Source organism: Paenibacillus sp. FSL K6-2862 (assembly GCF_038005125.1).
Taxonomy (GTDB): Bacteria; Bacillota; Bacilli; order Paenibacillales; family Paenibacillaceae; genus Paenibacillus; species Paenibacillus illinoisensis_A.
Map to the genome: position 1 here is coordinate 4,576,269 of NZ_JBBOSN010000001.1, position 25,815 is coordinate 4,602,083.

General features: G+C 49.2%; 23 protein-coding genes. 4 read left to right on the forward strand and 19 right to left on the reverse strand.

Annotated features, from left to right (window positions below):
- Positions 1 to 54: 54 nt before the first annotated feature.
- The gene (locus tag MHB82_RS20655; RefSeq protein ID WP_445671268.1) at positions 55 to 642 is read right to left on the reverse strand and encodes a cell wall hydrolase; all 588 of its coding nucleotides are present in this window, start codon (positions 640 to 642) and stop codon (positions 55 to 57) included.
- A 241-nt stretch (positions 643 to 883) separates the two neighbouring features.
- On the opposite strand from MHB82_RS20655, the gene MHB82_RS20660 reads away from it, so the two are divergent.
- The gene (locus MHB82_RS20660) at positions 884 to 1,012 is read left to right on the forward strand and encodes a hypothetical protein (protein WP_341175718.1); all 129 of its coding nucleotides are present in this window, start codon (positions 884 to 886) and stop codon (positions 1,010 to 1,012) included.
- Positions 1,013 to 1,165: 153 nt separating this feature from the next.
- On the opposite strand, the gene MHB82_RS20665 is transcribed toward MHB82_RS20660, so the two are convergent.
- From MHB82_RS20665 to MHB82_RS20685, 5 genes are all read right to left on the reverse strand, one after another.
- Positions 1,166 to 2,383 carry an MFS transporter gene (locus MHB82_RS20665; protein WP_095359327.1) on the reverse strand — a complete coding sequence of 406 codons (1,218 nt, stop codon included), beginning with the start codon at positions 2,381 to 2,383 and terminating at the stop codon, positions 1,166 to 1,168.
- 112 nt (positions 2,384 to 2,495) lie between these two features.
- Positions 2,496 to 3,311 (reverse strand): carbohydrate ABC transporter permease, encoded by an 816-nt coding sequence (locus MHB82_RS20670; protein ID WP_341175719.1) that lies wholly within the window; start codon positions 3,309 to 3,311, stop codon positions 2,496 to 2,498.
- A gap of 40 nt (positions 3,312 to 3,351) precedes the next feature.
- Complete coding sequence (locus MHB82_RS20675) at positions 3,352 to 4,224, reverse strand: ABC transporter permease subunit (RefSeq protein WP_183521730.1); 873 nt, start codon at positions 4,222 to 4,224, stop codon at positions 3,352 to 3,354.
- Positions 4,225 to 4,227: 3 nt separating this feature from the next.
- Entirely contained in the window at positions 4,228 to 5,502 is a 1,275-nt protein-coding gene (locus MHB82_RS20680; RefSeq protein WP_341175720.1) for an ABC transporter substrate-binding protein, read from the reverse strand.
- Positions 5,503 to 5,546: 44 nt separating this feature from the next.
- A complete protein-coding gene (locus MHB82_RS20685; RefSeq protein WP_110759175.1) occupies positions 5,547 to 6,749 on the reverse strand; it encodes an LLM class flavin-dependent oxidoreductase in 1,203 nt (400 codons plus the stop codon).
- Between the two features lie 432 nt (positions 6,750 to 7,181).
- Here MHB82_RS20685 and MHB82_RS20690 point away from each other — a divergent pair, with 432 nt between their 5' ends.
- Positions 7,182 to 8,054 (forward strand): helix-turn-helix transcriptional regulator, encoded by an 873-nt coding sequence (locus MHB82_RS20690; protein ID WP_341175721.1) that lies wholly within the window; start codon positions 7,182 to 7,184, stop codon positions 8,052 to 8,054.
- A 102-nt stretch (positions 8,055 to 8,156) separates the two neighbouring features.
- Here the strand turns inward: MHB82_RS20690 and MHB82_RS20695 are convergent, their stop codons facing one another.
- The 7 genes from MHB82_RS20695 to MHB82_RS20725 all read right to left on the reverse strand — a co-directional run bounded on the left by MHB82_RS20695 (position 8,157) and on the right by MHB82_RS20725 (position 16,518).
- Positions 8,157 to 9,062: a hypothetical protein gene (locus tag MHB82_RS20695; protein WP_341175722.1), complete on the reverse strand. Its 906-nt coding sequence runs from the start codon at positions 9,060 to 9,062 to the stop codon at positions 8,157 to 8,159.
- 26 nt (positions 9,063 to 9,088) lie between these two features.
- Positions 9,089 to 10,456: a nucleotide sugar dehydrogenase gene (locus MHB82_RS20700; protein ID WP_110759183.1), complete on the reverse strand. Its 1,368-nt coding sequence runs from the start codon at positions 10,454 to 10,456 to the stop codon at positions 9,089 to 9,091.
- Between the two features lie 62 nt (positions 10,457 to 10,518).
- Positions 10,519 to 11,325, reverse strand: coding sequence for a response regulator (locus tag MHB82_RS20705; protein ID WP_095359334.1), 807 nt, complete (start codon positions 11,323 to 11,325; stop codon positions 10,519 to 10,521).
- 106 nt (positions 11,326 to 11,431) lie between these two features.
- Entirely contained in the window at positions 11,432 to 12,829 is a 1,398-nt protein-coding gene (locus tag MHB82_RS20710; RefSeq protein ID WP_176476035.1) for a glycosyltransferase family 2 protein, read from the reverse strand.
- A 22-nt stretch (positions 12,830 to 12,851) separates the two neighbouring features.
- Positions 12,852 to 14,060 (reverse strand): HEAT repeat domain-containing protein, encoded by a 1,209-nt coding sequence (locus MHB82_RS20715; RefSeq protein WP_095359335.1) that lies wholly within the window; start codon positions 14,058 to 14,060, stop codon positions 12,852 to 12,854.
- Positions 14,061 to 14,086: 26 nt separating this feature from the next.
- Positions 14,087 to 16,312: a hypothetical protein gene (locus tag MHB82_RS20720; RefSeq protein WP_341175723.1), complete on the reverse strand. Its 2,226-nt coding sequence runs from the start codon at positions 16,310 to 16,312 to the stop codon at positions 14,087 to 14,089.
- A 65-nt stretch (positions 16,313 to 16,377) separates the two neighbouring features.
- Positions 16,378 to 16,518, reverse strand: coding sequence for a hypothetical protein (locus MHB82_RS20725; RefSeq protein ID WP_176476036.1), 141 nt, complete (start codon positions 16,516 to 16,518; stop codon positions 16,378 to 16,380).
- A gap of 656 nt (positions 16,519 to 17,174) precedes the next feature.
- Between MHB82_RS20725 and MHB82_RS20730 the strand changes: the two genes are divergently transcribed.
- Together MHB82_RS20730 and MHB82_RS20735 are read left to right on the forward strand one after the other, a co-directional pair.
- On the forward strand, positions 17,175 to 18,419 hold the full coding sequence (locus tag MHB82_RS20730; protein ID WP_341175724.1) for a DNA polymerase IV: 1,245 nt from the start codon (positions 17,175 to 17,177) through the stop codon (positions 18,417 to 18,419).
- Positions 18,416 to 18,757 carry a YolD-like family protein gene (locus tag MHB82_RS20735; RefSeq protein WP_095359338.1) on the forward strand — a complete coding sequence of 114 codons (342 nt, stop codon included), beginning with the start codon at positions 18,416 to 18,418 and terminating at the stop codon, positions 18,755 to 18,757. The genes MHB82_RS20730 and MHB82_RS20735 overlap by 4 nt, the downstream gene beginning before the upstream one ends.
- A gap of 253 nt (positions 18,758 to 19,010) precedes the next feature.
- On the opposite strand, the gene glsA is transcribed toward MHB82_RS20735, so the two are convergent.
- The 6 genes from glsA to MHB82_RS20765 form a co-directional block, all read right to left on the reverse strand.
- Entirely contained in the window at positions 19,011 to 19,952 is a 942-nt protein-coding gene (glsA, locus tag MHB82_RS20740; protein WP_110759196.1) for a glutaminase A, read from the reverse strand.
- 113 nt (positions 19,953 to 20,065) lie between these two features.
- Positions 20,066 to 20,548: a GNAT family N-acetyltransferase gene (locus tag MHB82_RS20745; RefSeq protein ID WP_341175725.1), complete on the reverse strand. Its 483-nt coding sequence runs from the start codon at positions 20,546 to 20,548 to the stop codon at positions 20,066 to 20,068.
- 218 nt (positions 20,549 to 20,766) lie between these two features.
- Positions 20,767 to 22,008, reverse strand: coding sequence for an L-lactate MFS transporter (locus MHB82_RS20750; RefSeq protein ID WP_445671269.1), 1,242 nt, complete (start codon positions 22,006 to 22,008; stop codon positions 20,767 to 20,769).
- Between the two features lie 210 nt (positions 22,009 to 22,218).
- Positions 22,219 to 23,010, reverse strand: a complete 792-nt coding sequence (locus MHB82_RS20755) for a LytR/AlgR family response regulator transcription factor (protein WP_341175726.1) — start codon at positions 23,008 to 23,010, stop codon at positions 22,219 to 22,221.
- A gap of 7 nt (positions 23,011 to 23,017) precedes the next feature.
- Entirely contained in the window at positions 23,018 to 24,685 is a 1,668-nt protein-coding gene (locus MHB82_RS20760) for a sensor histidine kinase (protein WP_341175727.1), read from the reverse strand.
- A gap of 782 nt (positions 24,686 to 25,467) precedes the next feature.
- Entirely contained in the window at positions 25,468 to 25,755 is a 288-nt protein-coding gene (locus MHB82_RS20765) for a stage VI sporulation protein F (RefSeq protein ID WP_095359342.1), read from the reverse strand.
- Positions 25,756 to 25,815: the final 60 nt, after the last annotated feature.

Genomic DNA, 25,815 nt, shown 5'->3' on the forward strand with positions numbered 1-25,815 from the left:
TTCCTTGTTTTTATTAAGAAAATGTATTGGCTCTATCTAAAGCCACAACCAACCTCATCTCGTAAAATCGTGCTGCCCAATCGTCAGGAGAGTCGGCCTGCTTTTGCTCCATAGCGAAGTTGCGATCTTCGGATTGTAATAATAGAGCGCACCATTCGTCGGATCAGCACCATTCAAAGCTTTACGTGCTGCCTTATAAGAGGTAGCCGTCGGCTTTGTATTAAACTGACCATCATCAATTGCAGTGAACTGCCCTTTCTGAAAAATCACCTGCGGGATGGATGACGGGAATGCATTGGATTGCACCCGATTCAAAACGACCGCCCCTACAGCAACCTGTCCTTCAAAGGATTCCCCGCGCGCCTCACCGTGAATTAGCTTCGCCAACTGGCGCAGCGTCTCACCTTCGGCTCTGGCCTTTTTGTTCAGCCTATTCAGTGTCGCCGGACCTGCAATCCCATCCGCGCTCAGGCCCTGAGCCTGCTGAAATTTGCGTACAGCGCTTTTGGTAATGGAACCGTAATATCCGGTCAATCCGGCTTTGAAGTATCCCAGATCCCGCAACTGCTCCTGCAATTGCAGCACATGCTCACTTTGAACGCCCTGCTCCAGCTTCTGAGCTCCCGCAGATGGAGCTGCCATCGTCAGACCAAGAGCAATCGCAAAGGCACTGAGTAGTACACTGACTCGTCCTGCTCTTTTGCCAGCCTTTTTCCCCCTCCGATGAGTTACTGCCCGACTCACGGTGATCGGTTCCATGTTGCCCGCAATTTTACTTAATTCTAACTTATAGGCCCTGATCAGTTCATTGGCACTTTTCGTTCCACTCACCTTATGCTTTTTAGCCATTGTATTCGTTTGATCCATTTTAATACTATTTTTCATGATTCAATTAACCTCCATTATTCTGAGTCCAGACCCCACTTTTCCCCCTGAACCCTCCCTTATGGACATCCCGAGTGTCATTATAGGATATCGCCAAAGTGCCGTCTATCGGACCGATGGAGCATGAAAAACAGGGCCTTGAATATAGCAAAAAGAGGCATGAGCCCATGGTCATGTCAGGGCTATGCCTCTTCTTATATCAACCTTATGCCGCTTGTCCAGCCTCCATTTCCGTAGGCAGGCAGACCCGCACAAAAGTTGCGCTTGTATTTATTTACATCTACTCTGCAAGTTCCTGACCCTTCGTTTCCCGGCCGAGGAACAGTACAGCCGCTGCGCCAATCAGGATCGTCACGAAGAAAATCGTGAAAATCAGGCTGATGGCCACATCACGCTGAACCAGCATGCCGACCATCAATGGAGCAAGTACGCCCCCGATGCGGCCCACCGATGTGGCAAGACCCACACCTGTTGAACGAACCGAATCTGGATATAGTTCCGGACTATACGCGTACAGACCGCCCCATGCCCCCAGATTGAAGAAAGACAGACAGATGCCTGCGGTGAGAATTGCCGCTTCGGTAGTTGCCAAACCAAAAGCAATCGCACTCACTGCCGTCAGTGTAAGATAAACGACCAGGACGAATTTACGCCCGTACCGCTCGATAAAATAAGCCGCTGTAAAGTAACCTGGCAGCTGTGCCAAGGTCATAATCAGCACGTACTGGAAGCTTTTGACCAGCGTGAAGCCTTTGGCCATCACGACGGAAGGCAGCCACAGGAACATGCCATAGTAGGAGAAAATCACCGTAAACCACAAGATCCAGAGCATGATGGTTGTCCGGCGATGCGGAGCAGACCAGACTGCAGCCACTTTCTCCCGGAACGTCGTCTTCCGGATGGTCTTGTTTTGCTTGTAACGCGGCGGGTCCTGAATGACACGGCGCAGATACAGCGCGTAGAATGCCGGAACGGCACCAATGGCAAATGCAATTCTCCAGCCGTATTCCGGGATGACAAAGTTGGCAATGAGTGCCGATACAATCCAGCCCCCAGCCCAGAAACTCTCCAGCAGCACGACGGCACGACCGCGTTCTGCCGTCGGCATGGACTCTGATACCAGTGTGGAGGCTACAGGCAGCTCGCCACCAAGTCCAATTCCAGCAATCAGGCGCAGTACGCACAGTACGGCAAAGCCCGTCGCCAGTGCAGACAGACCGCTCGCAATGGTGAAGATTAACAGGGTCCACATCAAAATGGCCTTACGGCCAAAACGGTCAGCGAGTGCACCCGCAAGCAATGCACCGAGCGCCATCCCGATGGAGTTGATACTGGTCAGCACACCGACTTGTCCGGGACTGAGGCTCCATTCCTTGGCAAGAGCTGCCACGATGAAGGAGATCATGCCGACTTCCATTGCATCAAACAGCCAGCTCATCCCGGCACTGAACAGCAGCTTGCGCTGCTTGGGATTCCGCAACACTTCCAGTTTAGTCATAACGATAGCTCCTTGATCTCTATGTAGTCATTCTGACACTAAACCATTATTATGCAGAATGATCCAGAAATCAATGAAAAATACGCTCTTCTTCACTTCACTTTCCAATAGCTCACCCCTTGAGTGAACCCGCTGTCAGACCTGCAACAAAATAACGCTGGAGCAAAATGAACAGCACAATCATCGGAATGGCCGTCACCAGTACTCCCGTCAGCATCATTGGATAGTTTGTCACGTACTCCCCGCGGAACTGCATAAGTGCCAGCGGTAACGTCAATTTGGACTTGCTGCTGAGCATGAGCATCGGAATGAGCAGATCATTCCAAACCATGACCAGCAGGAACGTAGCTGTAGCCGCAAGGGAAGGTGCTGCCAGTGGAAGCGCAATCCGTGTGTAGAGGCGCCACTCGCTTGCCCCATCCATGCTTCCCGCCTCCAGAATCTCGGCATTCAGCATGCGCATGAAACCCGTCAGCATGAATACGGAGACAGGCATCAGCATGGCGGCCGATACAACAATCAGGCCCGTCAGACTGTCCGACCATCCCAGCGTACGTGTAAGGGAGTAGATCGGCAGCATGCTGACCTGGGAAGGAACAATAAGCCCAGCCACAAACAGCCCAAACACAATTTTCCCCACGCTTCCGCCCCAGCGAACAATGGCATAGGCAATCATGCTGCTCAGCAGCAGCTCAATCACCACCGTACCTAGTGTCACGACAAGACTGTTGCCGAAATATTGCCACATCGGCTGATTGCGGAACATGCCCGTAACGTTATCCCAGGTAAACGGATCAGGCCAGCTGAATGGACTGGTGAAGAAGTTGCTGCTTGTTTTGAATGAGGATACAAATACGAAGTACAGCGGCACGATAATCAGCAGCGCGTACACCAACAAAATCAGGCGATTGAACCATTTTAGAACCATGTGAACTCCCTTCTGCCTCTTGTGCGAGCACGTTCCGGCATCAATAGCTTACCCGGTCGGCACGCAGTGCCTTGAACTGCACAAACGTCAGCAAGGCCAGCAGAACCAGGAAGATCATTGAACCCGCAGAAGCGAGGCCAAATGAATAGCTGCCAAAGGCGGTATGATAAATATACGTCGTCAAAATTTCAGTCGCGTAGTTCGGACCTCCGTCCGTCATGGTGAAAATAAGATCAAATGCCTTGAACGATTGAATCGTTGTATAGGCAACGACAATCGTAGCCGAAGGGGCAAGCAGCGGCCAGGTCACCGTACGGAATACCTGCCATTTGCTGCCGCCGTCCATTCGAGCGGCCTCATACAGTTCAGCCGGAATGCCTTGCAGGCCAGCGATAAACACTATCATCATTTGACCGGCATGAGCCCAGACCTGCACCGCTGCAATGGAGTAGATTGCAATTTTGGGATCACCGATCCAGTTGCGTGCAAGACCCTCCATACCTGCCCCGTTTAACCCATAGTTGATCAATCCAATGGATGGATCATACATGAAAGCCCAGATCAGTCCAACCGATACGGAGGACAAAATGGCCGGGAGAAAATACAGGGCGCGAAGCACAATCCGCGTTTTGGTATTTCGGACGAGCAGTAAGGCCAACACCAGTGAAATAAAGGTTTGGGCAATAACCACCGTGAGCATGAATTCAACGTTATTGCCAAAAGCCTTGCGAAAGACGATGCTGCTGAGACTGTCCTTATAATTATCCAGCCCTACAAACGCATACGACGGGGATACCCCGTCCCAATCCGTAAAGGAGTAGAACAGCCCCGTCAATGTAGGAAATACGAACAGTCCCACGTACAGCAGCAATCCGGGTAACAGAAACAGGGATAGCTGAATACGATTCTTCATGACTTATTTCCCGATATGCTGATCGATAATCGCTTGTGCCTGCTGTGCGGCTTCTTCTGGGGAAGTCCCGCTAAGCACGGCCTGAATGGAGTTGGTGACTGCCTTCTGATTATCTCCGTTCAGAATGGTGAACCGTGGCTGGAACACGGTCTTTTTGTTTGCCCACTCCCCTGCAACCTGGAGTTCGGCGGAATCATACTTCACGTCATTTACCGTTACGTTCTGACCCGTCTGGTTGGCATAAGCTCCAGCCACTTCGGGTTTGCTCAGAAACTCGATAAATTTCTTCGCTTCTTCCGGATGTTTGGACTTGCTGTTTACCGCAAGCATAAACGTCGTGGTATGAACCCCTTCATACTTTGCCTGATCTGCACTTACTGTTATAGGTGCAAGCAGTTTTTGCTCCAAATTCGGATTTTGCAGCTTGTTCTGAGCGAGCTGATAGGAACCACTTGCAAGCATGGCTGCCTTCTCCTGAATGAACAGTGCTCCTGCCGCCGGGTCCTTGGTACCCAGTGCATCCTGCTGGAAGTAGCCTTTATCGTTCAGCTCCTTAATCTGCGTGAGTGTTTTCACCCAGAACTCATCTGTCAGTTTCGCCTCGCCTGCTTCCACTTTGGTAAAAATGTCGTCACTTGGTGCGTTATTCATCACCATGGTGTTCATGAACTGCCCTGGACCAATGTCTGCTCCGGCAAAGGCAATCGGGATAATTCCATTGTCTTTCAGTGTCTGGCAGAGCGCCAGGAAACTGTCCCAGTCCTTCGGCGGTGTCAGACCGTATTTTTCAAACAGCTTCAAATTATAAATGGGATCGTTGTATACGAGCTGATACGGAATCGCATATTGCTTGCCATCCAGCTGGCCTGCCTCGATCAGCTTGGAGTTATAGGCAGAGAGAAAAGATGATCCAGTCAGGTCCGTGAACAATCCGGCTTTGGTAAAAGCATCGAATTGTGCACCCGGGAAGGATGCAAATACATCCCCTACCGAACCATCACTGATCTTGGATTGAACAGTGGATTGATACTGGTCAGAAGGAAGCGTCTGCATCTCCACATGAATGTTCGGATTTTCCTTTTCGAATGCATCAATGGTCTTGTTCAGCGCTTCAGCATCTTCACCGCGCCAGTGCATAAAGCTGATGGTGACTTTGCCTGAACCGGAGGAACCGTTCTCGCCTGCTGCAGAGTTATCCCCGCCCCCACAAGCGGACAGCAGCAAGGACATAACCAGCATACTGACCAGGGGATAGATGAATTTTTTATTTTTTCTCATGAAAGACGACCTCCTGAGTAATGTTGAATTAGGTGATAATTGAATTAATTGCTGCTAAGCTGATGCTTCACATTTCTCGTACTCCACTTGCTGCGAATGATCGGCATTACTTTCTCGCCAAATATTTCGGCTTCTTCCAGATGCGGATAGCCTGACAATATGAATGTGGTCACGCCGAGATCAGCGTATTCCATCAGACGCTCTGCAACTTGTTCCGCCGTGCCCACGATGAGGATTGCACCGCCTGAACGAACTACCGACAAACCGGTCCACAAGTTGGGCCCTACAACGAATTGCTGTTTCTCGGACAATTCACGGAGTTCATTCTGTCTGCGCTGGTTGGTGGCGTCTGTCTCAGCAAAAGCCGCTTTCGCTTTCTCGATGGCTTCAGGTGGAACTTTACTAATAATCTCCCAGGCTGCTGCCCAAGCTTCTTCTTCGGTATCTCGAATGAGCACCTGTGCCCGCATCCCGTAACGCAGCTGGCGATCCTGTCCTGTTTCCTGTTTCACCTGTTCGCGGATCACTTCAATTTCCTCAATTTGCTCCTGAATCCAGTCGTGCGGTTCACCCCACATCAGGAACGTATCGGCATGCTCTACAGCCACTCTTTTGGCAATAGGCGAACTTCCACCCAGATAAAATGGTGGGTAAGGCTTCTGTACCGTTTCCGGCATACCTACCGGGCCTTTAAAGTTGTAATGCTGTCCATTAAACTCCAGATTATCATCACTGGTTGCTTCCGCATTCGATTTGGAACCACTGCCGGCAAACTCGGTCAGATTGAGTCCTGTCGACTGTGTCCACGAACGCTTCATCACTTCTATGTACTCGCTTGCCCGTACATACCGTTCGTCATGGGCATGTGCCAGCGGATCTCCCAGTTCCTCCAGATCTCGGACCGAGCTGCCCGTCACGACATTAATCATGGCACGTCCGCCAGAGAGCTGATCCAGTGCAGCTCCCATCCGTGCGGCGAGCACCGGTGTAACCAGTCCTGGTCGAATGGCCACCAGAGGACGAAGCGTTTGAGTATGACTCATCACTGCCGAACCAACGACCCAAGCATCCAGACACGCCCCACCGGTCGGGATCAATACGAATTCAAATCCAGCCGTTTCGGCCGTTTGTGCTACCTGTATCAAATAGTCCAGGCTCGGTTCCCGTTCCGGGGCGACCCCAACATATTTTCCGTCTCCAGCCGTTGGCAAAAACCACCCGAATTTCAATTCTTCGTGTTCGCTCATACAAGTCATTCCTCTCTGTTGATAAATTGGACTACTGAATTGCTACTCTCCCACTACGGTTACAGAAAACCTTTCGATCCCTCTTATCCCCAGATTTCTTTGGAATTCCTTTCCAAGGGAAAATCCGGTGATAAAGGCCCACGCTTCGCTTCTCCAGGCCTTTTCTGTCCCCTCCGTTATCGTTTCATTCTTACATTTATAAAACATAAAACCGATTAATTAACTTGGTTTAATAGGTATGGACATCATATCAATTGATTTGTCTGTGATCAATGTCATTTTACGACAACTTATTTTTGTCATTTTGTGGTCATCTTACAGGAATAAGTCATCCTGTTCTTGAATATGTACAAAACCCACCTGTATAATAGGTTATAATAATAACAACCTACAAACATTAGAAATCAAACTTATATTAAAGAGGTGTTCCTGATGACGGAGAGCATGAAGGAGGACCACCACGAGTTTTTGGATATTATTTTTTTTACTCCGTCCGAATTCGAGAAAGCTGGTGGAGCCTGGCCTATCCGAATTGGACGCAATATCGCCAAGAACAATTATCATATCGGCCCTCGTACAACGCCCTATCATTACCTGCTGTTTGTCCTCGAGGGTGAAGGTACATTTATACAGAACGGACAACAGTATCCCCTCAGAGCCCGGGATGCATTCTGTCTGTTTCCGCATGTCACCCATGAGTATTGGACTGATCCCAAGGAGCCGCTTCAGAAGATCTTTATCGCCTTCGATGGTACCCATGCAACCGAACTTCTCTCGCGGGTTGGACTCACGCCGGATGCTCCTCACCGTTCCGGTATACTGACTCCGGAGACGGCTAGTGGAATGCGTGCTTTTATGGAGGAAGTTCGCAGACCTCAGGGGGGAGCAAGTGACCTGGGACGCCTCACCCGGTTTCTCGGTCTATTTGATCGCGTTTCCCGTACCTCTGCCGTCAAGGGACTGCAGCCGGATGCGGCTATCCCCTGGCTGCAAAAAGGCAAAGAATACATGGATATTCATTTTGCCGGAGGGATCACGGTAGAGGGCGTATCTGCTCACGCGGGGGTGGACCGAACTCATTTTGCCAAACAATTTCGCAAAGCGTACGGGTTGTCTCCGGTGCAATACATCCAGCAGCTCAAAATGGACCAGGCCAAGCGTCTGCTCGTCCAAACCCCTTTAACCTTGACGGAGGTAGCTCATTCAGTAGGTTATCCGGATTTATTTTCCTTCTCCAAAGCGTTCAAAAAGCAGGTGGGTCTGCCGCCCAATCGGTATCGTACAGGCGAAAACGGTAAAAGTTGATTATCGTGTCAGACGCGGCAAAAAGCCAATAGCAAAAGAAAAAGGCAAGTCTCCATTAATCGGAAACTTGCCCTTTTGGTGTCTGCTTTTCCCAGCTACCCGCTACTTCTCCTCATTACTTTTGCGAGCCAGCGGAATGCCGTTTTCCTTTGCATACCATGCTTCATAATGATGCACAGCGACTCCAGCAAAGGAGGAATGAGATGCGGCCAGGTCAAACACCTTGGCGATCTCCTCGTCCATATTGCTTATGGATTTCCGGAAAAAGGTCAGATGATCGCCCTCATGTGTGTCCGCCAGCTCGGCTCCAACCCACACTTTCTTACCAAGCTCATCCGCTTCGTCCAGCTCTTCCTTGGACAGATCATACATCTGCTGACCACTATCCCGATAAGCCATGATGGCCACCGCATCAAAATGATCAATCACCCAGCGGCTGAATGTGCCTCCGCCTTCTGCCGACTCGCGCGCATCCAACCAGAAAGGGATCGCTGCGCTCATGTTAAGTCCGGCATCTTTACCAGCTTTGGTCCACGCCTTCATGTTGTCGCTCCACTCTGCAATAACGCTATTCTGCTCGTTCTCCCAGCGTTTTAGCTGATAAGGCTCAACATCCAGCTGAATTCCCTCAAAACGTTCATTTTTGGCCGAAGCCGCATTATATGCTTTTACTTTTTCGATAAACGCGAGTCCCTCTTCCTGTTTATCCCTGTAGGCCCAGTCCGCATGACCATTCAGGGCATGTACCTGGATCTCTGCCTGCTGGGCAGACGCAATGAATTTGCGATACGTATCATCCGATACCTCATCCTGTATCTGCAGGAAAATGACATCAACACCCTGCTCCTTGGAGAAGGAGATGATATCCGGGGTCTGTTCTGCGATGATGGAAGCATCCCACAGCCAGGTCGCTTTTTTCTCCTCTGCCGAAAACCATTTGAACAGCCAGGGCAGCAGCAGCAAACAAAAGGTCAGCGCGAGCAGAGCCCATTTTGTCCTCACCGACATCCTGCCCCAGCGAATCATGTTGTTTCTCAGACGAGCAACGCTTCACTTGGTTCCAGCACAGGATGCTGAACCGAGTGTCCAATTTTGTAGATGTGCGGCTGTGTGTAAGTCCGGAACGCATTGCGTGTATCCAGAATTGGCACACCCAAATCGGCAATATCGCTGTATGGCAGATCTCTGTGGTTGGTAATCAGCACGATGCAGTCATATTTCTTGAATTGCTCCAGGTTGAATACTTCGCTGTACACCGTATCGTCATGCTTGTCACGGAAGGAATCAGCATATGGATCGAAGTAGCTGACATTCGCTCCGCTTTCCTTGAACAGTTCATATACTTCGAGTCCAGGTGACTCACGCAGGTCTGCAATATTCGGCTTGTACGACATGCCGAGCAGCAGGATGTTGGAGTTCCGAACAGATTTCGCGTATTCGTTCAGAATCGTTGATGTTTTGTTCAGAACATAATATGGCATGTTGTCATTGGTCGATTGTGCCAGCTCGATAAATTTGCTGTAGAAGCGGAACCCTTTCGCTTTCCAGGACAGATACATTGGATCAAGCGGTATGCAGTGGCCGCCGATGCCTGGGCCTGGGTAGAACGGCATGAATCCGAACGGCTTCGTCGCCGCTGCATCAATGACTTCCCAGATGTCGATGCCCATGCGGTCACACATCATCGCCATTTCATTTACAAACGCAATGTTTACGCTGCGGAACGTATTTTCCAGCAGTTTGGACATCTCCGCCACTTTTGGTGAAGATACCGGTACAACCGTTTGTACATACTTGCTATACAGTGCCGTACCAAGTTTCAGGCAAGCTTCCGTTGTCCCCCCGATAACTTTCGGCGTATTGTACGTGGTGAAACGTCCGTTGGACGGATCCACCCGTTCAGGCGAGAAGCAGAGGAAATAGTCCTTGCCGGCTTCATGGCCAATTTTGTCCAGCTTTTGCTGAATCAGTTCTTCCGTTGTACCCGGGTAGGTTGTGCTCTCCAGTGTAATCAGCATGCCCGGTTTCATGTGCAGTTTGATCTGATCCACCACAGTCTCGATGTAGGATGTATCCGGATCCTGATTCTCACTGAGCGGTGTTGGTACGCAAATGCTCAATGCATCAATGACGCGCAGCATGCTGTAATCCGTTGTAGGCTGGAAACGGCCTGTTTGCATCACTTTTTTCAATTCCTCGGACGAGATATCGTGAATATAGGAATCCCCATTATAGATACTGTCGACCTTGGACGCGTCCAGGTCAATACCGATTACCGTAAAGCCTTGATTTACCATTTCCACGGCTAGCGGAAGTCCTACGTAACCGAGCCCGACCACGCCAAGCACCGCTTCTTTGTTTTCAATGGCATTCAGTAAAGTATGGAATTGTTGATTCTCCATGATATTCCCTCCAGGTTAATGTATTTGTAGTGTTCCGTAAATCCGTTCGGTTGATAATTTTATTAGTGCAGGCAGCGACGAATACGCGCATCCAGCTCCACAGGGGAGAAAGGTTTGGTCATATAATCGTCCACACCGCTGCGGAAGCATTGGCTGATCGTCTGTTCAACACGCTGCTCGGTCAGCACAACGATCTTCGGCGGCTGCTCGACCTCCAGGTTCTGTATATGGTGAATGAACGGCAGGCCGTCAATCCCATACAGATTCAGTTCAGTCAGCACTAGATCAGGTGACACCTTCTCAATCAATTCAAGTGCTGCCAGACCATCTACCGCTTCATACGTCTCATAGCCCTGCATTTTAAGGCGCAGCTGCAAAAACTCACGAACTGTCGGATCGTTATCCACGATCAAAATTCTGCCCGGCTCGTCCGCCGTATTGTCCAGCGTGTAGATATGAATCTCCTCGGGGTCAACCAGCTTCGCGGATTCAGCCATGTGCTGAATCGTCGCCTGAGAAGGACGCTCACTATCCTTGAAGCTCGCCAGCGTAATCTGCGGCTCGGCTCCAGGAACCGTCTCCTGCAGCTCATGTTTGATGCGAAGCCCTTCATAGTGGACTTCGTTCAGCGTCAAACCAGGCAGCAGGACCGCAAGCGTCTGGGTTGCCTCATCCTTCCACAGCTGGAAGGCAAACTCGCTCGTTTGCTCCAGATAATTCCTGACCTGCTGCTCCGGCTGGACTTGTACACCTCCACAATGGATGAACATTAAGCCGCATGTTCCGGCACCCGCATCCTTCAATCCCTGTTCCACACTTAGGTACACATTAACGGCAGCTTCACGCTGCAATGTTGCCGTATTAGGCATGTTCTTTTCCACCCTTCTCCCTTGGTTATCTATTCTGTTGCTGCTGTATTGCTATTCGTGAGAATTCAATACTGCTTATGACCTGAACCTTCGATGCAGATATGAATCAGGCAGCTTCGGTTCCCTTTTCTTCCTCGGACCAGCTCTGACGTGTCATCGTTCCCCATGAATTGTTGTTTTGCATGAACTGAATGTGTCCCTGCAATCTCCACAGAACGCCAAGCTGGTGATAACCCACAAATTTCAGAGCAGAGTAAACCAGCATTTTGACCAGATCAGACAGCTTGTTGTATCTCCGAAACGCAATTTCTTCCAGAATCAGTGCCCCTACGCTCAGCAGATAACCGCTCACGAAGTTCAGCAATCCGAACAGAACAAGAATCGGCCACTGTGTCATATCGAGCAGCACATAACCAGCAAGAGCGATCAGACCGGTAATCCGGAAATAAGGGTTGAGTGCTTCAAATATGACGTTGTACGGCATGGTCAGCATGCCCATCACCTTATATTTTGGGTTGAACAGCATGCCGCGGTTCTCCAGCATGTTCTTCAGATTCCCGCGTCCCCAGCGCTTACGCTGACTGGACAAAATGCGGTAGGAATCCGGTGCCTGTGTCCAGCAAACAGCTTCAGGACAAAAGGCTACGCGGTATTTCAATTTATTTTCCAGCATATAGCGATGAAGCTTGATGATAATGTTCATGTCTTCCCCCGGATAACCATCCCGGTACCCACCAACGGCAATAACAGCATCCTTGCGGAACATGCCGAAGGCACCCGACACGATGATCAGTCCGTTCATATGGCTCCAGCCAATTCGTCCGCCCAGAAAGGCTTTGAGATACTCAATGGATTGGAACATCGGCCACATTTTGCGCGGCAGGGAGACATCCTGAACAGCTCCGTTTTCGATTTTGCAGCCATTCGCTATGCGAACATCTCCGCCAATCGCCACGGTCTCTTCGGGATTTTCCATATACATGCGTGCCATGCGAATCAAGGCATCCTTTTCCAGCAAAGAGTCGGCATCAATGGAAGAAATCAGCGGATAGTGTGACAGGTTAATTCCCGCATTCAGCGAGTCTGCCTTTCCGCCATTTTCCTTATCGATCACGTACAGATCTGGGAATTCCGGATTGTGGTATATCCCGCGAATGGTTTGACAAGGAATTTTGCCACGGATCTTGGTATCCGGTACAGGTTTTAGACGGTATTCCTTCAGCAGAACTTTCAGGGTACTGTCACTAGAACCGTCATTCACCACGATGACTTCGTACGTTGGGTAATTCAGCGTCATCAGACAGTTCACATTTTCAATAATCGTCAATTCTTCATTGTAAGCAGGCACCAGCAGGGATACTGAAGGCACCAACTCCGATCCTGACAATGTGTTGTATTTGGAATAATGGGACCGTCTGAAAATGGTCCAGATGTTACGGAATGATAGCGCCAGAATGGAAAAATACAGCGCATTTACAGCAACGACATAGTAGATGGCTACCATGCCATAAATCAATAACAGATCTCTAAGCAGTGTAATCCCCTCCTACCGCAGCCACACCGGTGCGTCTCTTCGTTGTTCGGTTACCCGGTACAGGGGCAAAATATTGATCATAGAGCAGTCTTCTCTTGTTATGCACAATCATCTGGTCTACCGCTTTGTGATCGGCTCCGGATTGCTTCATCGTGCTCTCAATTTGCTGCATGGCAATCTCGCGTTCAACACCGGTACCTTGTACCGCTGCCTGACACAAAGCTTCAAATCCGGGTTCGCCCAGCATGCTCAAGCTCTCAGCACTGTTATAGCGCACTCGCCAGTCTTCATCACGCAGCGCTTTGCGCAGCAGTGGAATGCTGCCTGCCGCATGCTTCGAACCGAGCGCCTGAACGACTTCCGCCCGCACTTCCGGGTCAGCATCCTTCATCAGCTTCAGAATCGTCTCATCCTGAAGTGCCGGACTTGCGCTCAGATACAGCTTCACCGCTTCCGCCCGTACATCCTGATGCTCTGCACCGACCAACCGGTCGAGTGCCGGCATGACCTCCGGAACAGCTTGTCCCCACATGGCGACAAGTCCAACCTTCACAAAATCTGGATTGCGGTCTTCCAGCAGCTCAATCAGAAGTCTGCTCGTATCCAGACTGGTCTCAAGCAAAATGTCCGCAGCCAGATGATGAATCGACTTCCCTTTGGTCAATAACACTTCAAGCATGTCCTTCAATTCACCCTGACGGGTGGTGCTTCTCGCAATGGAACGTCCAATCACGAATGCCATCGGTCCAGGCTTCTCATCCTTGAGCAATTCCATTAAACCCGGAACTGCTTCGGGACAGCGCATGCCGCCCAATCGGTAAGCTGCATCGATCTGCCGACCATAACGCAGCCGGCCCAGTTCTTTCAGATCATGCTCTACGAATCCTGCCTCGCGGCAGAGTGCAATCAATTTCTCACGGTACTCTCCTTTGAATTGATCAATCCACTCAATGAGCTTGCTCTGAATCACCTGTCGTTCAATCGGAGCCAGCTTGCCAGGAGGCAACCGCAGCGGACGACCTTCAGTCAGTGCCGTTTGCAGATACGTGAAGTAATCCCGCTGCTTTTGTTTGTAGAATTCAATCTTACGCCGTTTGCCGTTATGGGACACTTTCATGGCAAACAGCAGGATCACACCCAGAGCGACGAGCGCTATACAGATGTATAAAAATAGATAGGCCAAAGCCAAACTCGAAAACATGTGAAAAGGTCCTCCTTTATACTCATTTAATTCATCTGAGAACTAGGAATTTGTTCAAAGACTTTCTTCATTTCTTCGTAACTCAGCTTCAGTCGTTCACTGTATTTCACCTGTTCCCAAGGCTGCCAGCTATACACAGGCAGGGTTTTCAAATCCAGCGTGGTCTGATCACCTGCGGGCCAGGTTACGCTGCCCGTCGATCGGTCCATTAACCATGGAACCAGCGTTATGCCTTTGGTCGTCACTGTCTTAAACGCCCGTCCGTCCTGCAGGGGTCCATAATCGATCACTTGCAGTGAACTTGGGTCACCAAACCCAAGCAGCATCCAGGGAATTCGCATCTCCACTTGATTGCCGTCATACTGCCAGGTCGTCAATGAATCTGTGTCGGACTGTCCGGGAGCCGTAGTTCCCCGCTTCAGGATACCCACTTTCTCATTCATAAACGGATGAGCGGACCGTGTATCCGGCGGCGTCATCCTCAGGCTGACTGCCAAATTCCATGGATGGAAGGGATCAGCTGCATTAGATTGCTTGTCCGGCAGCATATCGTATCCTTCCTTGCCGTACAGACGCTGGTTAAAATCATAATCCTTGGCGATCTCTACCTGGGACTCATCATCCTGTCCCAGCGTGATGACCGTTTCGAGACCATCACTTAGCGTTCGTTCCGGAAGCCGCTTGCCAGGCTGATTGCCGCCTGCCAGTGTATCCGTCCCTATGCGGAGCATCGTTTTATCTGGATCAAACGGCTGGTCCAGCGTCATTCCAATGTACAGGTAGGCCTCGTCGTGGGTCAGCTTCATTTCCTGAATGCCGTCCACTTTTCCCTGCCATACCGTAACCTCTTCTTCGTTCAATCCAGCCCAGTCATCCAGTTTCCCGTCGATGGTGAGCTGTTCCTGTTTGCCCGGGTCCATGGCGAGCAGACCGAACATTTTCTCGTTGGTCAGCACGTTTAGCCAGTAGGCCCGCCGATCAGCAGGAATTTCGAAAGGCATCGTGTTCCAGGTTTTCTTGAACCATTCATCCTGCCACATGAACAGAATCGCTCCCGCATACCCTTCGTCATAGATATCCTGAGTCAGTGAAGCGTCAATGGCTCCTTGTTCGGCCTCGTTATGCCCACCCTGATCCCTTCCTCCCATACCTAGATGAGAGATCCCCAGGGAAGAAGGCACACCATACTCTGTAACCATTACAGGCATATCGGAAAACTCGGCTTTAAGCTTGCGTAAATAGCTTTTGTACGTGTTGTACTCGCCGTTTGCATCCTTGATCGTTTGAAGGGTCTGGTCCGTATGGAATAAATCCGGATAGTAGGGATACACATGGTATGCCGCAAAATATCCTCCCTGCCATTCCTCCGGCTGAATATGACGGGCATCCACACTGACGAGGTCCTCTTCATACAATGGTTCGCCTGGATGTTCCAGCACATCGGTTGTCACCCAATTGGTGAACGTCATCGGATGTTCCCATCCATACTTTTTCTCCAGAACGGCTGTATAGTCCAGCAGCTCGGCCAACCAATTCTCGAAAGGTGAGGCATCTGCTGTCCCGGAAAAATGAACGCCCTTGTATTGCGGAACATCGGGATGTTGTTCATTTGTGTTGTCTACCATCGTGGGATCCCACTCGGTGCCAACATGCCAGGCCATCAGATATTTACCGGCATTCTTCTTGTACTTGCCGCTGGAGGCTCCGGCCTTTTCCGGAATATCCGCATCCCCATATACCGCGGTTACCGCTTTTTCAATCTCCTGCTTGAACGTCTGTTCAATGTGATCAGCATAAGCGTCCTGCTTCTCAATCAACTCTTCTTCCGGCGACCATATACCCTGTATAAAATATAACGGCTGCTCCCGGCCACGGTTATAATCGACCAATGCTGAGTAAAAAATCGGTTCGTGGACCGTATACACCCGTATGACATTGGCCCCCATCTCCTGAATCTGCTGGAACCACCTTAGGTAATCCTCTTCGGTCAGGGGAAACTCTCCCGGATAATATCCCGGTGAAGTTGCACCCAGGTTGACGCCCTTAACGAACATCTCCCTCCATGTTCCATCGGGCCCGTATTCCATGAACCGGTCTCCCTCGGTCTTGAATTTCATCTCCGTGCCATTCTCGGCTGTGTAGGTAACGAGTTGGGGTTGCATATATTGCCAGCCGGCCAATATTCCACCGGTCAGTACAACAGCTCCCGTCAACATCGTTAGCATCCAGCGCTTTCTTCTTCGTCTGCTCATGGCTCCTGATTGCTCACCTCTCTATTATGCATCCTGCCTGTTATGGTCTGAATCTGAAATTAAAGCTAACAGACATGCAGCCATTCATCTGCTTGGATGTCCGCTCCGGGTAGAGATGCCAGCGGTGTGTTCTCACTATAGCGCCAATACTCTGCATTTGTAACTAGGCTGATGGAAGCAAACGTGGAATGCAACATTCTGCCCATAATTCGTAAAAATGGCCATGAACTTGCTTTAAAAGCCTGTCTGACTTCTCTGCTTCATGAATACCATTTGAGATGGTTAAAACCTAATTGTAAACGCCTTGACCTGTTGCAGTTCTCTACCCGTTAAAGTTATATGCAACGCGGTATGCAGCAGCTGTTTCAGCTTGAACACTTACCCCTTTAAACGCAAGTCATATGTTAAAGTTGCGGACGTTTTTACAGTATTAACCATAAAGATTACAAAATTGATACTATAGTCCGATAACGCATCAGTGAAAACCCGCGGCCTGACAAGGTTTTCTGAAAAGTGCAGAAAAGCAAAAAAGGACATCAGTCCCCCCTTATAGGACTGTGCCCATTTATATTACTTTTACAAAAAACGAAATGAACACCGGGTCATCACCCTGAAGTCACGAATCTCTTACATCAAATGTAAAAAAGCACATCTTATTTCCTAAATTCTGACTCTATTATTTGGATTCCATAATTGTGTCCAATTTGCAAAAAAATTCCGGTTGCCGCTTTAGAGCATTCGGGATATGCTTATAAAACAAGAACACATGTTCCAAACTGTAAATAAAATGCATAAAATATGCGGCTGAATAGCTCTGTCTGTTCGTGAACAGCCGAATCACGGAATAAAGGAGAGACCCGTTATGTCCCGCAAAGATGGACGCGTCATTATGCTCGCAGACTGCCAGTCATTTTATGCCAGTGTGGAGAAATCGGCACATCCCGAATACAAAGACCGTCCCCTCGTCGTAGCGGGAGATCCAGCACGCCGTTCAGGCATCATCCTTGCGGCCTGCCCTATTGCCAAGTCTTATGGAATTACGACGGCTGAGCGACTGGGTGAAGCCCTTGCCAAATGCCCGAACGTTGTCGTCGTTCGCCCCCGGATGGAAGAATACATTCGCGTGTCACTGCACATCACCCGGATTCTTCAGTCCTACACTGACCTTGTTGAGCCTTACAGTATTGATGAGCAGTTTATCGATGTCACCGGAAGCCTGGAGCTGTTCGGCAGTCCGGAGACGATTGCTCGCAGCATCCAATCCAGGGTCATGGAGGAGACGGGCGTATATATTCGGATTGGCATCAGTGATACCAAAGTGGTGAGCAAAATGGCCTGTGACTTATATGCCAAAAAAGTCCCCGAGGGCATCTGTGTACTGAATCGTAAGGACATGGAGAAAACAATCTGGACCAAACCTGTCCGGGACATGTTCATGGTCGGTTCACGGATGGGGAAACATCTCTCTAACATGGGTATTCGTACAATAGGTGATCTGGCACAGACACCTCTGTCCAGACTGAGGGAACGCTGGGGAGTAAATGGTGAAGTCATATGGCGCATTGCCCGCGGTATGGACGATTCACCCGTGAAACCCGGGACATACACGCATCAGCAGCAGGGCATTGGACATCAGATGACGCTTCCCAGAGATTATGAGTCCTGGGAAGAGATCAAGGTTGTCCTGCTTGAGCTGGCAGAGCTCGTCTGTCGACGCTCCCGGGATAAATCTCTGATGGGTAACGTGGTCTCCGTGGGATGCCGAGGGCAGGATTACGACCGCCCAACTGGCTTCTCGCGCCAGATGAAGGTGAGCGAGCCAACCAACATTACGGATGAAGTCTATGATGCGGCCGCGGCGCTCTTCCTTCGCCATTGGGACCGATTACCCATCCGCCGCATCAGCATCTCACTGACCGGGCTGGTGCCTGATTCCGAAGTACAGTTGTCCTGGTTCGATGATCGTGAACGCAAAAGAGAAGTGGAACGTGCCACAGATGACATCAAGCGCAAGTTCGGAGACACCGCCATCATGCGGGCTTCCTCGCTCTGCTCGTCTGCACAGGCACAGGACCGTTCCCATAAAATCGGAGGTCATTACAAATGAGTAAAAAACTACAGCAAAACGGACTCTTTGAGTCTTCGCGCATGATGCTTCCCGAACACCGGGAAGCTTACATTCTTCATCAGGAACAGCTTGCTCCCCGGACCCGTCCATCACTGGATGCTCAGGTAGCGGAAGAAATGTCCCGTTTGCTCAGCAACTCAATGATGCTTGGAGATGCGGTAACCATAACCCTGTTCCATGAACATGACGATATCCGATTTACTGGACAGGTACTGAAGCTGGACCCTACTGTACGTACGCTAAGGCTGCTGACATCAAACGGGACCCGGGACGTTCAGATGAATCTGATTACCAATGTGACACCGGCGAATGAATGACGCAGCAGATAACAAGTTCCAACGCTCAAGCTTATATCGGCAATAGGAACTACTCACTTTACCAACTCTAATTAGCGAATATTCCGCATTAGATGCAGCCGAATTGATGCATGCAGGACCGTTTTCCTACACTTCAATATGGCCTTCTCAGGTATCCAAACACCCATTCTCGCCGAAGCTGCCTTCGGCCCAAAGAAGCAAAATGACCGATATGTGATTCATCGGCCATTTTGGTGGGTATATGGGGAAATCTTTAGAAAAGACTCCAGTCAAATTCCTTGGAAAGGCGCTCCAGCAAATGTACGCCCGCAATGCTGTTCCCTTTTCGATTCAGTGCCGGTCCTACAAGACCAATGCCAAACTGGCCAGGAACAAGGGTGATAATTCCGCCGGATACTCCGCTCTTGGCAGGTAGCCCGACTTCAATGGCAAATTCACCCGATGCGTTATACATACCGCACGTCGTCATGAAGGTTTTGGCAATCTGTACATAACGGCGGGGAATGAGCTCATTTCCCGTGATCGGATCTGTACCATCATGAGCAAGCACCAGAGCCATGCGGGCCAGATCCGCACAAGTCACCTCGATCGAACAGTGACGGAAATAGACACAGAGCACATCTTCCACATCTTCCTTGATTACGCCATTATGCTTCAAAAAGTAAGCCAGCGAACGGTTCAAGTGACCTGTCTCCGATTCGGACCGGAAGACCTCTTCGTTATAATCCAGCCGATCATTGTTAGCGAGCTTGCGGAAAAACTCCAGAATTCGCCGTGATTTCTCTTCCTTACAGTCTCCCGCGACCAGGGAGGAGACCGTTATGGCTCCTGCATTGATCAGCGGATTAAACGGGATACCCGGTTCAACCAGCTCAAGTTTGATCATCGAATTGTAATCGTCACCTGTAGGTTCTTTTCCTACATTAAAGAAAACCGCTTCTTCCCCGTGATCCATTAGGGCCAGAATTAGGGTAAACACTTTGGAGATGCTCTGCATCGTAAAGGGTACACCGCAATCTCCGGCAGACACATGATTGCCTTCGGCGTCCATAATATGTATGCCCAGCTCATCCTGTGATGCCTTGACCAGCTCCGGGATATAGGAAGCGACCTTTCCCTGCCCTGTATGCAGACGACTGGTCTCCAGCCATTCCGGCAGTAATTCGTTCAGACGCTCCATTACCGTATTGCTCATCTCCATCCCCTCCATATCTCTGTGCAGCATTCTGCATCATTCCAAGCCGTATGAGCCCCATTGCCAGGTATAAGCAGAATGTGTATATATCATTACCCTTATGGCATGATCGGTTACCGACGCACCCTAAGGTTTAATTCCAGAATCTCGCCGGGGAGTCCTTCCATATCGCCTGTCCGTGTCGATACAAAGTTCTGTCTGGTTAATATTCGGCGGGATGCCACGTTGGATGGGTCAATGATCGCGTAGAGCACACCAATTCCCGCCGCCTGTGCTTTTAAAATGAGACGCGACGCAATGGACGTGCCATGACCTTGGCCCCAGTATTCAGGCAAAACCATATAGCCCATCTCTGCTCGGGACGAATCGGTTTCATCCGGAATGAGTTTTGCGTAAGCCAGCCCAGCTCCATTTGCATCTGATACTCGGTAATATCCGCAGCTGGATCCCAGATTATAATCAAGCATGGACCGGAATTGGTTCTTCGCTTCATTCTCCGGGAGCGTACGTTCTGTAATTTGTTTCATGACTTCCATATTGGAAACCAGAGCATAATAGTCAGCAAAATCAGGTTCAGCATATTTAACGAAGTTCATCGAAATCCTCCTCCAGCTCCGAACAGATGTTGTTGACCTTTAATTCACCTAGAGTATAGCAGAAGCACAGGATACAATGCACGCTGCCCCCAAGCGATCTACTACCAACCAGTAGTATTCCCCTAACCCTATTGAAAAAAGCGGCCTCCGCAGAGACCGCCATTCATTTATTTAATATAGAACATTAAATTATAACGATATTCAAGATTCGAATTCACTCAGCTTGCCCGGGATGAAGGTTTGAGACTCATTTGACCCTCATGCTGACGTGTACGACGATTTTGACCCGGAGGTGTAATCATCAAGGCAAGCAGCAGGGAAACAGCACAGAGGATGGCAATAACGATAAACGTCAGATGGAATCCGCCCAGCAGGGCACTGATAAAGGATCCAGCCAGGGCTCCAATTCCAAATCCCTGATAGATGACGCCATAGTTTTTGCTCTGATTTTTCAGTCCGAAGTAATCCGCGACAATCGCCGGAAATACGGTAATGTTACCACCGAAACAGAACGCAACTGCAGCCACGCAGGCGAAGAACACGCCATAGGTCAGCGGAACGAGGCTTAGTATCATGACGGCAACTGCTGTAACCAGCAGTGCCCCGGCAATCACTTTCATCCGGCCTACTTTGTCCGACAAGGCCCCCAGAATGATACGCCCTGCCGTATTGAAGATCGCAACCATCGCTACGGCATTCGCGGCGGTAGCCACGTCAAGACCTGCCAGTTGTACGCCAATGTCTTTGACAATACCGATCAGATACAATCCGCTCATACAAGCCGTGAAGAAAATAACGAACAGCATATACGCTTCTTTCGTGCGAAGCATTTCTTTTACCGTGTACTGATGACGAATAACTTCTTCCTGCTTCGCCCCTTCAGTCTTGCTAACGGGAGCATGTTCACGAACAACGGCTTCACGAATCAGGAAAGATCCGGCCACAATCAGGACCAGGACGATGATACCCCAATACATAAATGCCTGAGCAGGTCCTACAGCACCTATCAATGCCGAGTTCACATATTTAAACAACAGACTGCCTGTACCAAAAGCACCAACGGAAATACCCGAGATGAGACCTTTGCGTTCCGGAAACCATTTGATCAAGTTGGATAACGATGTAATGTATGCGGTCCCGTCTGCGAACCCAACCACGAATCCCGCCAAAATGTAGAGCAATGTTAATGAAGTAACCTGAGAACTGAGCACCAGTCCCAGACCAAGAACAATCCCTGCTACACGGATCAGGCGCTGAAGTCCCCATCGTTCCTGCAAACGGCCTGCAAAAAGCGTAGCAAATGCGAGTGCAAAACTCGTGATCGAAAAAGTTATCGCGACCGAGCTGACGTCCCATCCGAAACGGTCAGACAGCGGTTGATTAAATAAACTCCAGGTGTAGATGGTTCCAAGGCCCATTTGTACAATAATTGTTCCCAGTACAATAAGCCAACGATTCATTTTTATGGATGTCGATGCTGAATTAGGTGCTGATGAAATAGCTGCTTTCATCGTGATCTCCCCTTTGCCGATGTCATGTCTGAGCACATTGTCCATCATTTGGTGAATGACAATGCTGCTTTGAATGCGTTCACAAGCTAATCATACATGAAAGGGGATTCATAACACCGATTTAAGCATGAGTTGCACCAGAGACGGAATGAAATGCCTCTATATGCGCATGAGCTGCCTGAATTCCTTGACCTTCCCCCGGCTAACCGGCACTTCCGCTTCCAAATCGCGCAGACGGAGCAGATAGGTATTGTTAAACCAGGGTACAATTTCACGAATTTGAGACAGATTGACCAGGTAAGAACGGTGACAGCGGAAAAAGGACTCCTGAGGCAGTCGGCCATGAAAATCCGAAATGCTCACTGGCATCGTAAACTCACCATTTTTGGTATACACCTTTGTTACTTTCTCTTGTGCTTCCGCATAATAAATGTCGGCTGTATCCGTTACGATAATGTTCTCGTTTCGCAGCAGGTTAATTCGTATTCCACTTCCGGCGACTGATGCTTTTGGCGGTGATCCTTGTACGGAAGTGTCATCCGTCACTTGAGCCTGCCCATGTTCAACCAATCCCTCTCCCGCATGATCGCGTTTGAAGGCATTCTCCAGCTTGAGCAGCATGGCGGCAATTCGTTTCTCATCATAAGGCTTCAGAATGTAGTCAAAGGCTTCTAGCTCGAATGCCTCAGCTGCATGCTCCTTATAAGCAGTCGTAAAGACGATATAAGGCTTACTGGCGAACTTCCCAATATGATGGGCCAGCATCATGCCGTCCAGAGATGGAATGTTAATATCGAGAAAAATAACGTCGACTTCCTGCTCCTGCAGAAATTTTAGTACATCCAGTCCATCTTCCAGGCAGGCAGCCACTTCAATCTCACTATGTTCCTGGATCAAATAATTCAATTCTTCACTTGCAGGAATTTCATCTTCCACGATAAGGGCTCTCATAGACCAATCACCTTGTCACGACATCTCCTTTGGGTACATCAAAAATAATATCCGTTCCTTGCTCCAGCCGAGTAATAGTTACACCTTGTCCATAAATGAGCTTCACCCGCCGATGAACATTATATAGACCAATCTGATTCCCCGGCATCCGGTCATGATAGACCTTCTCAATGATATCGGGGTTGATACCAGCACCGGTGTCACTGACTCCTATTCGTACAAAATCAGGGTAATCCTGTACCCGAATCCGCACTGTACCAGGACCCTTGACCTTGAGGACACCATGCATGATGGCATTTTCAACAAGTGGCTGAATGACCAGACTTGGAATATGCACCGCCACTTCATCAATCTCATAGATCACGTTAAGCCTGCTGCCATAACGGGCTTTCTCAATCTCCACATAATTGCGGACCTGCTCCAGCTCCTTATGGATATCGATTAGCTCATCCGACAGCTCCAGATTGTAGCGCATATATCCCGACAGATTCACAATCAGCTCCCGTGCCCGGTCAGGCTTCGTTCGAATCGAAGAAGCAATCGCGTTCAGCGCATTAAAGAGAAAATGAGGATGAATGGTTGTCTGCAATGCCCGCAGTTCCGCTTTGTTGGCGGCTGCCTTAATCTCTTCGACCCGGGATACTTCCATCTGAGTGGAAATAATCTGGGATAGTCCCACGGCCATCGTTTGCAGCGGATACGTAATTTTGTAGGCTTTACGGTAATAAATCTTCAGTGCTCCTGTGACCTCGCTCCGCTCCTTGAGCGGAATAATCAGCAGGGAATGGATATCCGGTGTTTTCTCATCGGTCACATCATTACTGATCGTAATCTCTCCGCTCGAGATCGTCTGCTTCGTCATCTCGCTAATGATCTCATTGCCAATATGATATCGTTCTTCTCCAAACCCAACATAGGCCAGTACATTCCGTGTATTCGTAATGGCAACAGCGTCAGCCTGGATATCCTCTTGAATAATGCGACAGATGGTTCGCAGGGAATCCTCATCAATAGAGCGAAAGTAGGGCAGGGTTTTGTTCGCAATTTCCAAGGCGAGCTTGGCCTGGCGTGCTGCGATCATTTCCTTTTCCCCTTCCACACTCTGAACCAGCAGCACGATCAGTCCAATATTGACTTCACCCAAAATCATGGGCAATGCAATCTTGGATACAATGTCAGCACCGAGCGGGTCCGGATAGGAATATAGCAGGATCAACAGCATCGTAAGTGCTTCACAGATCATCCCGGCCGCAATACCAATCATCCATCGCTTCGACTTGGGCGTATATTTGTGAATGTAACCCGACACCAGACCGGCAATGATACTCGTAATGAGACACGGAATGGCTGTAACCCCATCCATATCAATTAAATAACGGTGCACTCCCGATACAATCCCCGTAATAATCCCTACAGGTGCTCCAAACAAAATCCCACCCGACAAAATGGCGATAATCCGCACATTCACCAGTGAACCTTCCACATTGATCCCGGTATAGGTGCCAAAGATCGCAAAAGCACAGAACAACAGCGTCACCGCCACATATTCCTGTGGCCTTAGTTTTCCCTTCTGCAAAATCTGTCTAAAACGGGGAACCCTTGATAAAAAGAATAAAAAGATAATTAGCAGCGCCGCCCGCTCAAACAAACCCAGCAGCATCGTAAACATTTCCATGAAGCCCGCTTCCTCCAAATCCATCAAAAATCAGCAATATGCTTTATGTCTTAATATTGCATCTCCGGTTTTCGTTCCATTTTACTTGATCCTATGAATGCTCTTTTTGCCTTCATCCCTTTTTGCTCGTATGCACCAGTTTACCGCTCTGCCAAGGAGAAAGCAAAGTCATCAGGTAGAAATGAGAAGTAAAAGGATGCAATGGAGAATCATTTGTTCCATTCAGACAGACTTTAAGGAATCCGTTACACCTTATTACGAGAATTAGTGTGGAATGAAAACTTTAACGAACCTATACGACGCTATAGAAGTAAAAAACTGCTATTAACATCCGCGAAAGACGAAATAACAGCTCTACGATTCATTACGACACCGAACCCGAAGAATTTACCCGGATAGTGTACGCTCAGTTCGCTACAACTATTTTAGCTTTTCGTTGAAACATGTCCTTAAGATGCATCACGGACGATTGGTCTGATGCCTACCATCAAAAAAGGTAGCCCATAAGTCAATTTCCTGACTTATGGGCTACCCCGCCCTTTAACCAACCTACACCCTCGATGTAGGTTGAGTTTTTATAAAATAAACAGATCATTCACACAAAACGAAGAGGACAGAATAAACCTGAAGAAGCGAAGCGCTCGCCTTTATCCCCGGATTTTCCCCTTTGAGAAAGGGAATCCCAAAAATCCGGGGATAACAGCGATCGTAAGGTTGTTCTGGCATCGTAGTGCTCCATGTGAATGTACAGTTCATTTTATTATCCTCAACCTACAGCGACCTCACCGAAACATCCCCCACAGCTTAATCAAATGAAACGTATTGTTAGGATCAATCTTCTGAGCGATGACGAAGGCAACGAACTGCTCCTCCTGAGCTGAGGAGAAATTTTCATTCAAGATGACAGCAGATGACTTGACCAATCTTCTAACCTTTGCCCGATCCTGAAGGTCGGACTTCGTAATTCCGTCAATCAGCTTTTTAATACGATCTTTGACAGCAGGATTCTTCATCTTTAATTTGATCCGCTCCACCAGCTGCGGACTAATTCCATATTGTTGATAACCCAAAACGTACAGCACCTCCCAAAAATGAACTCACTTTCTATTCATATGATGGGAGGGCTTGTT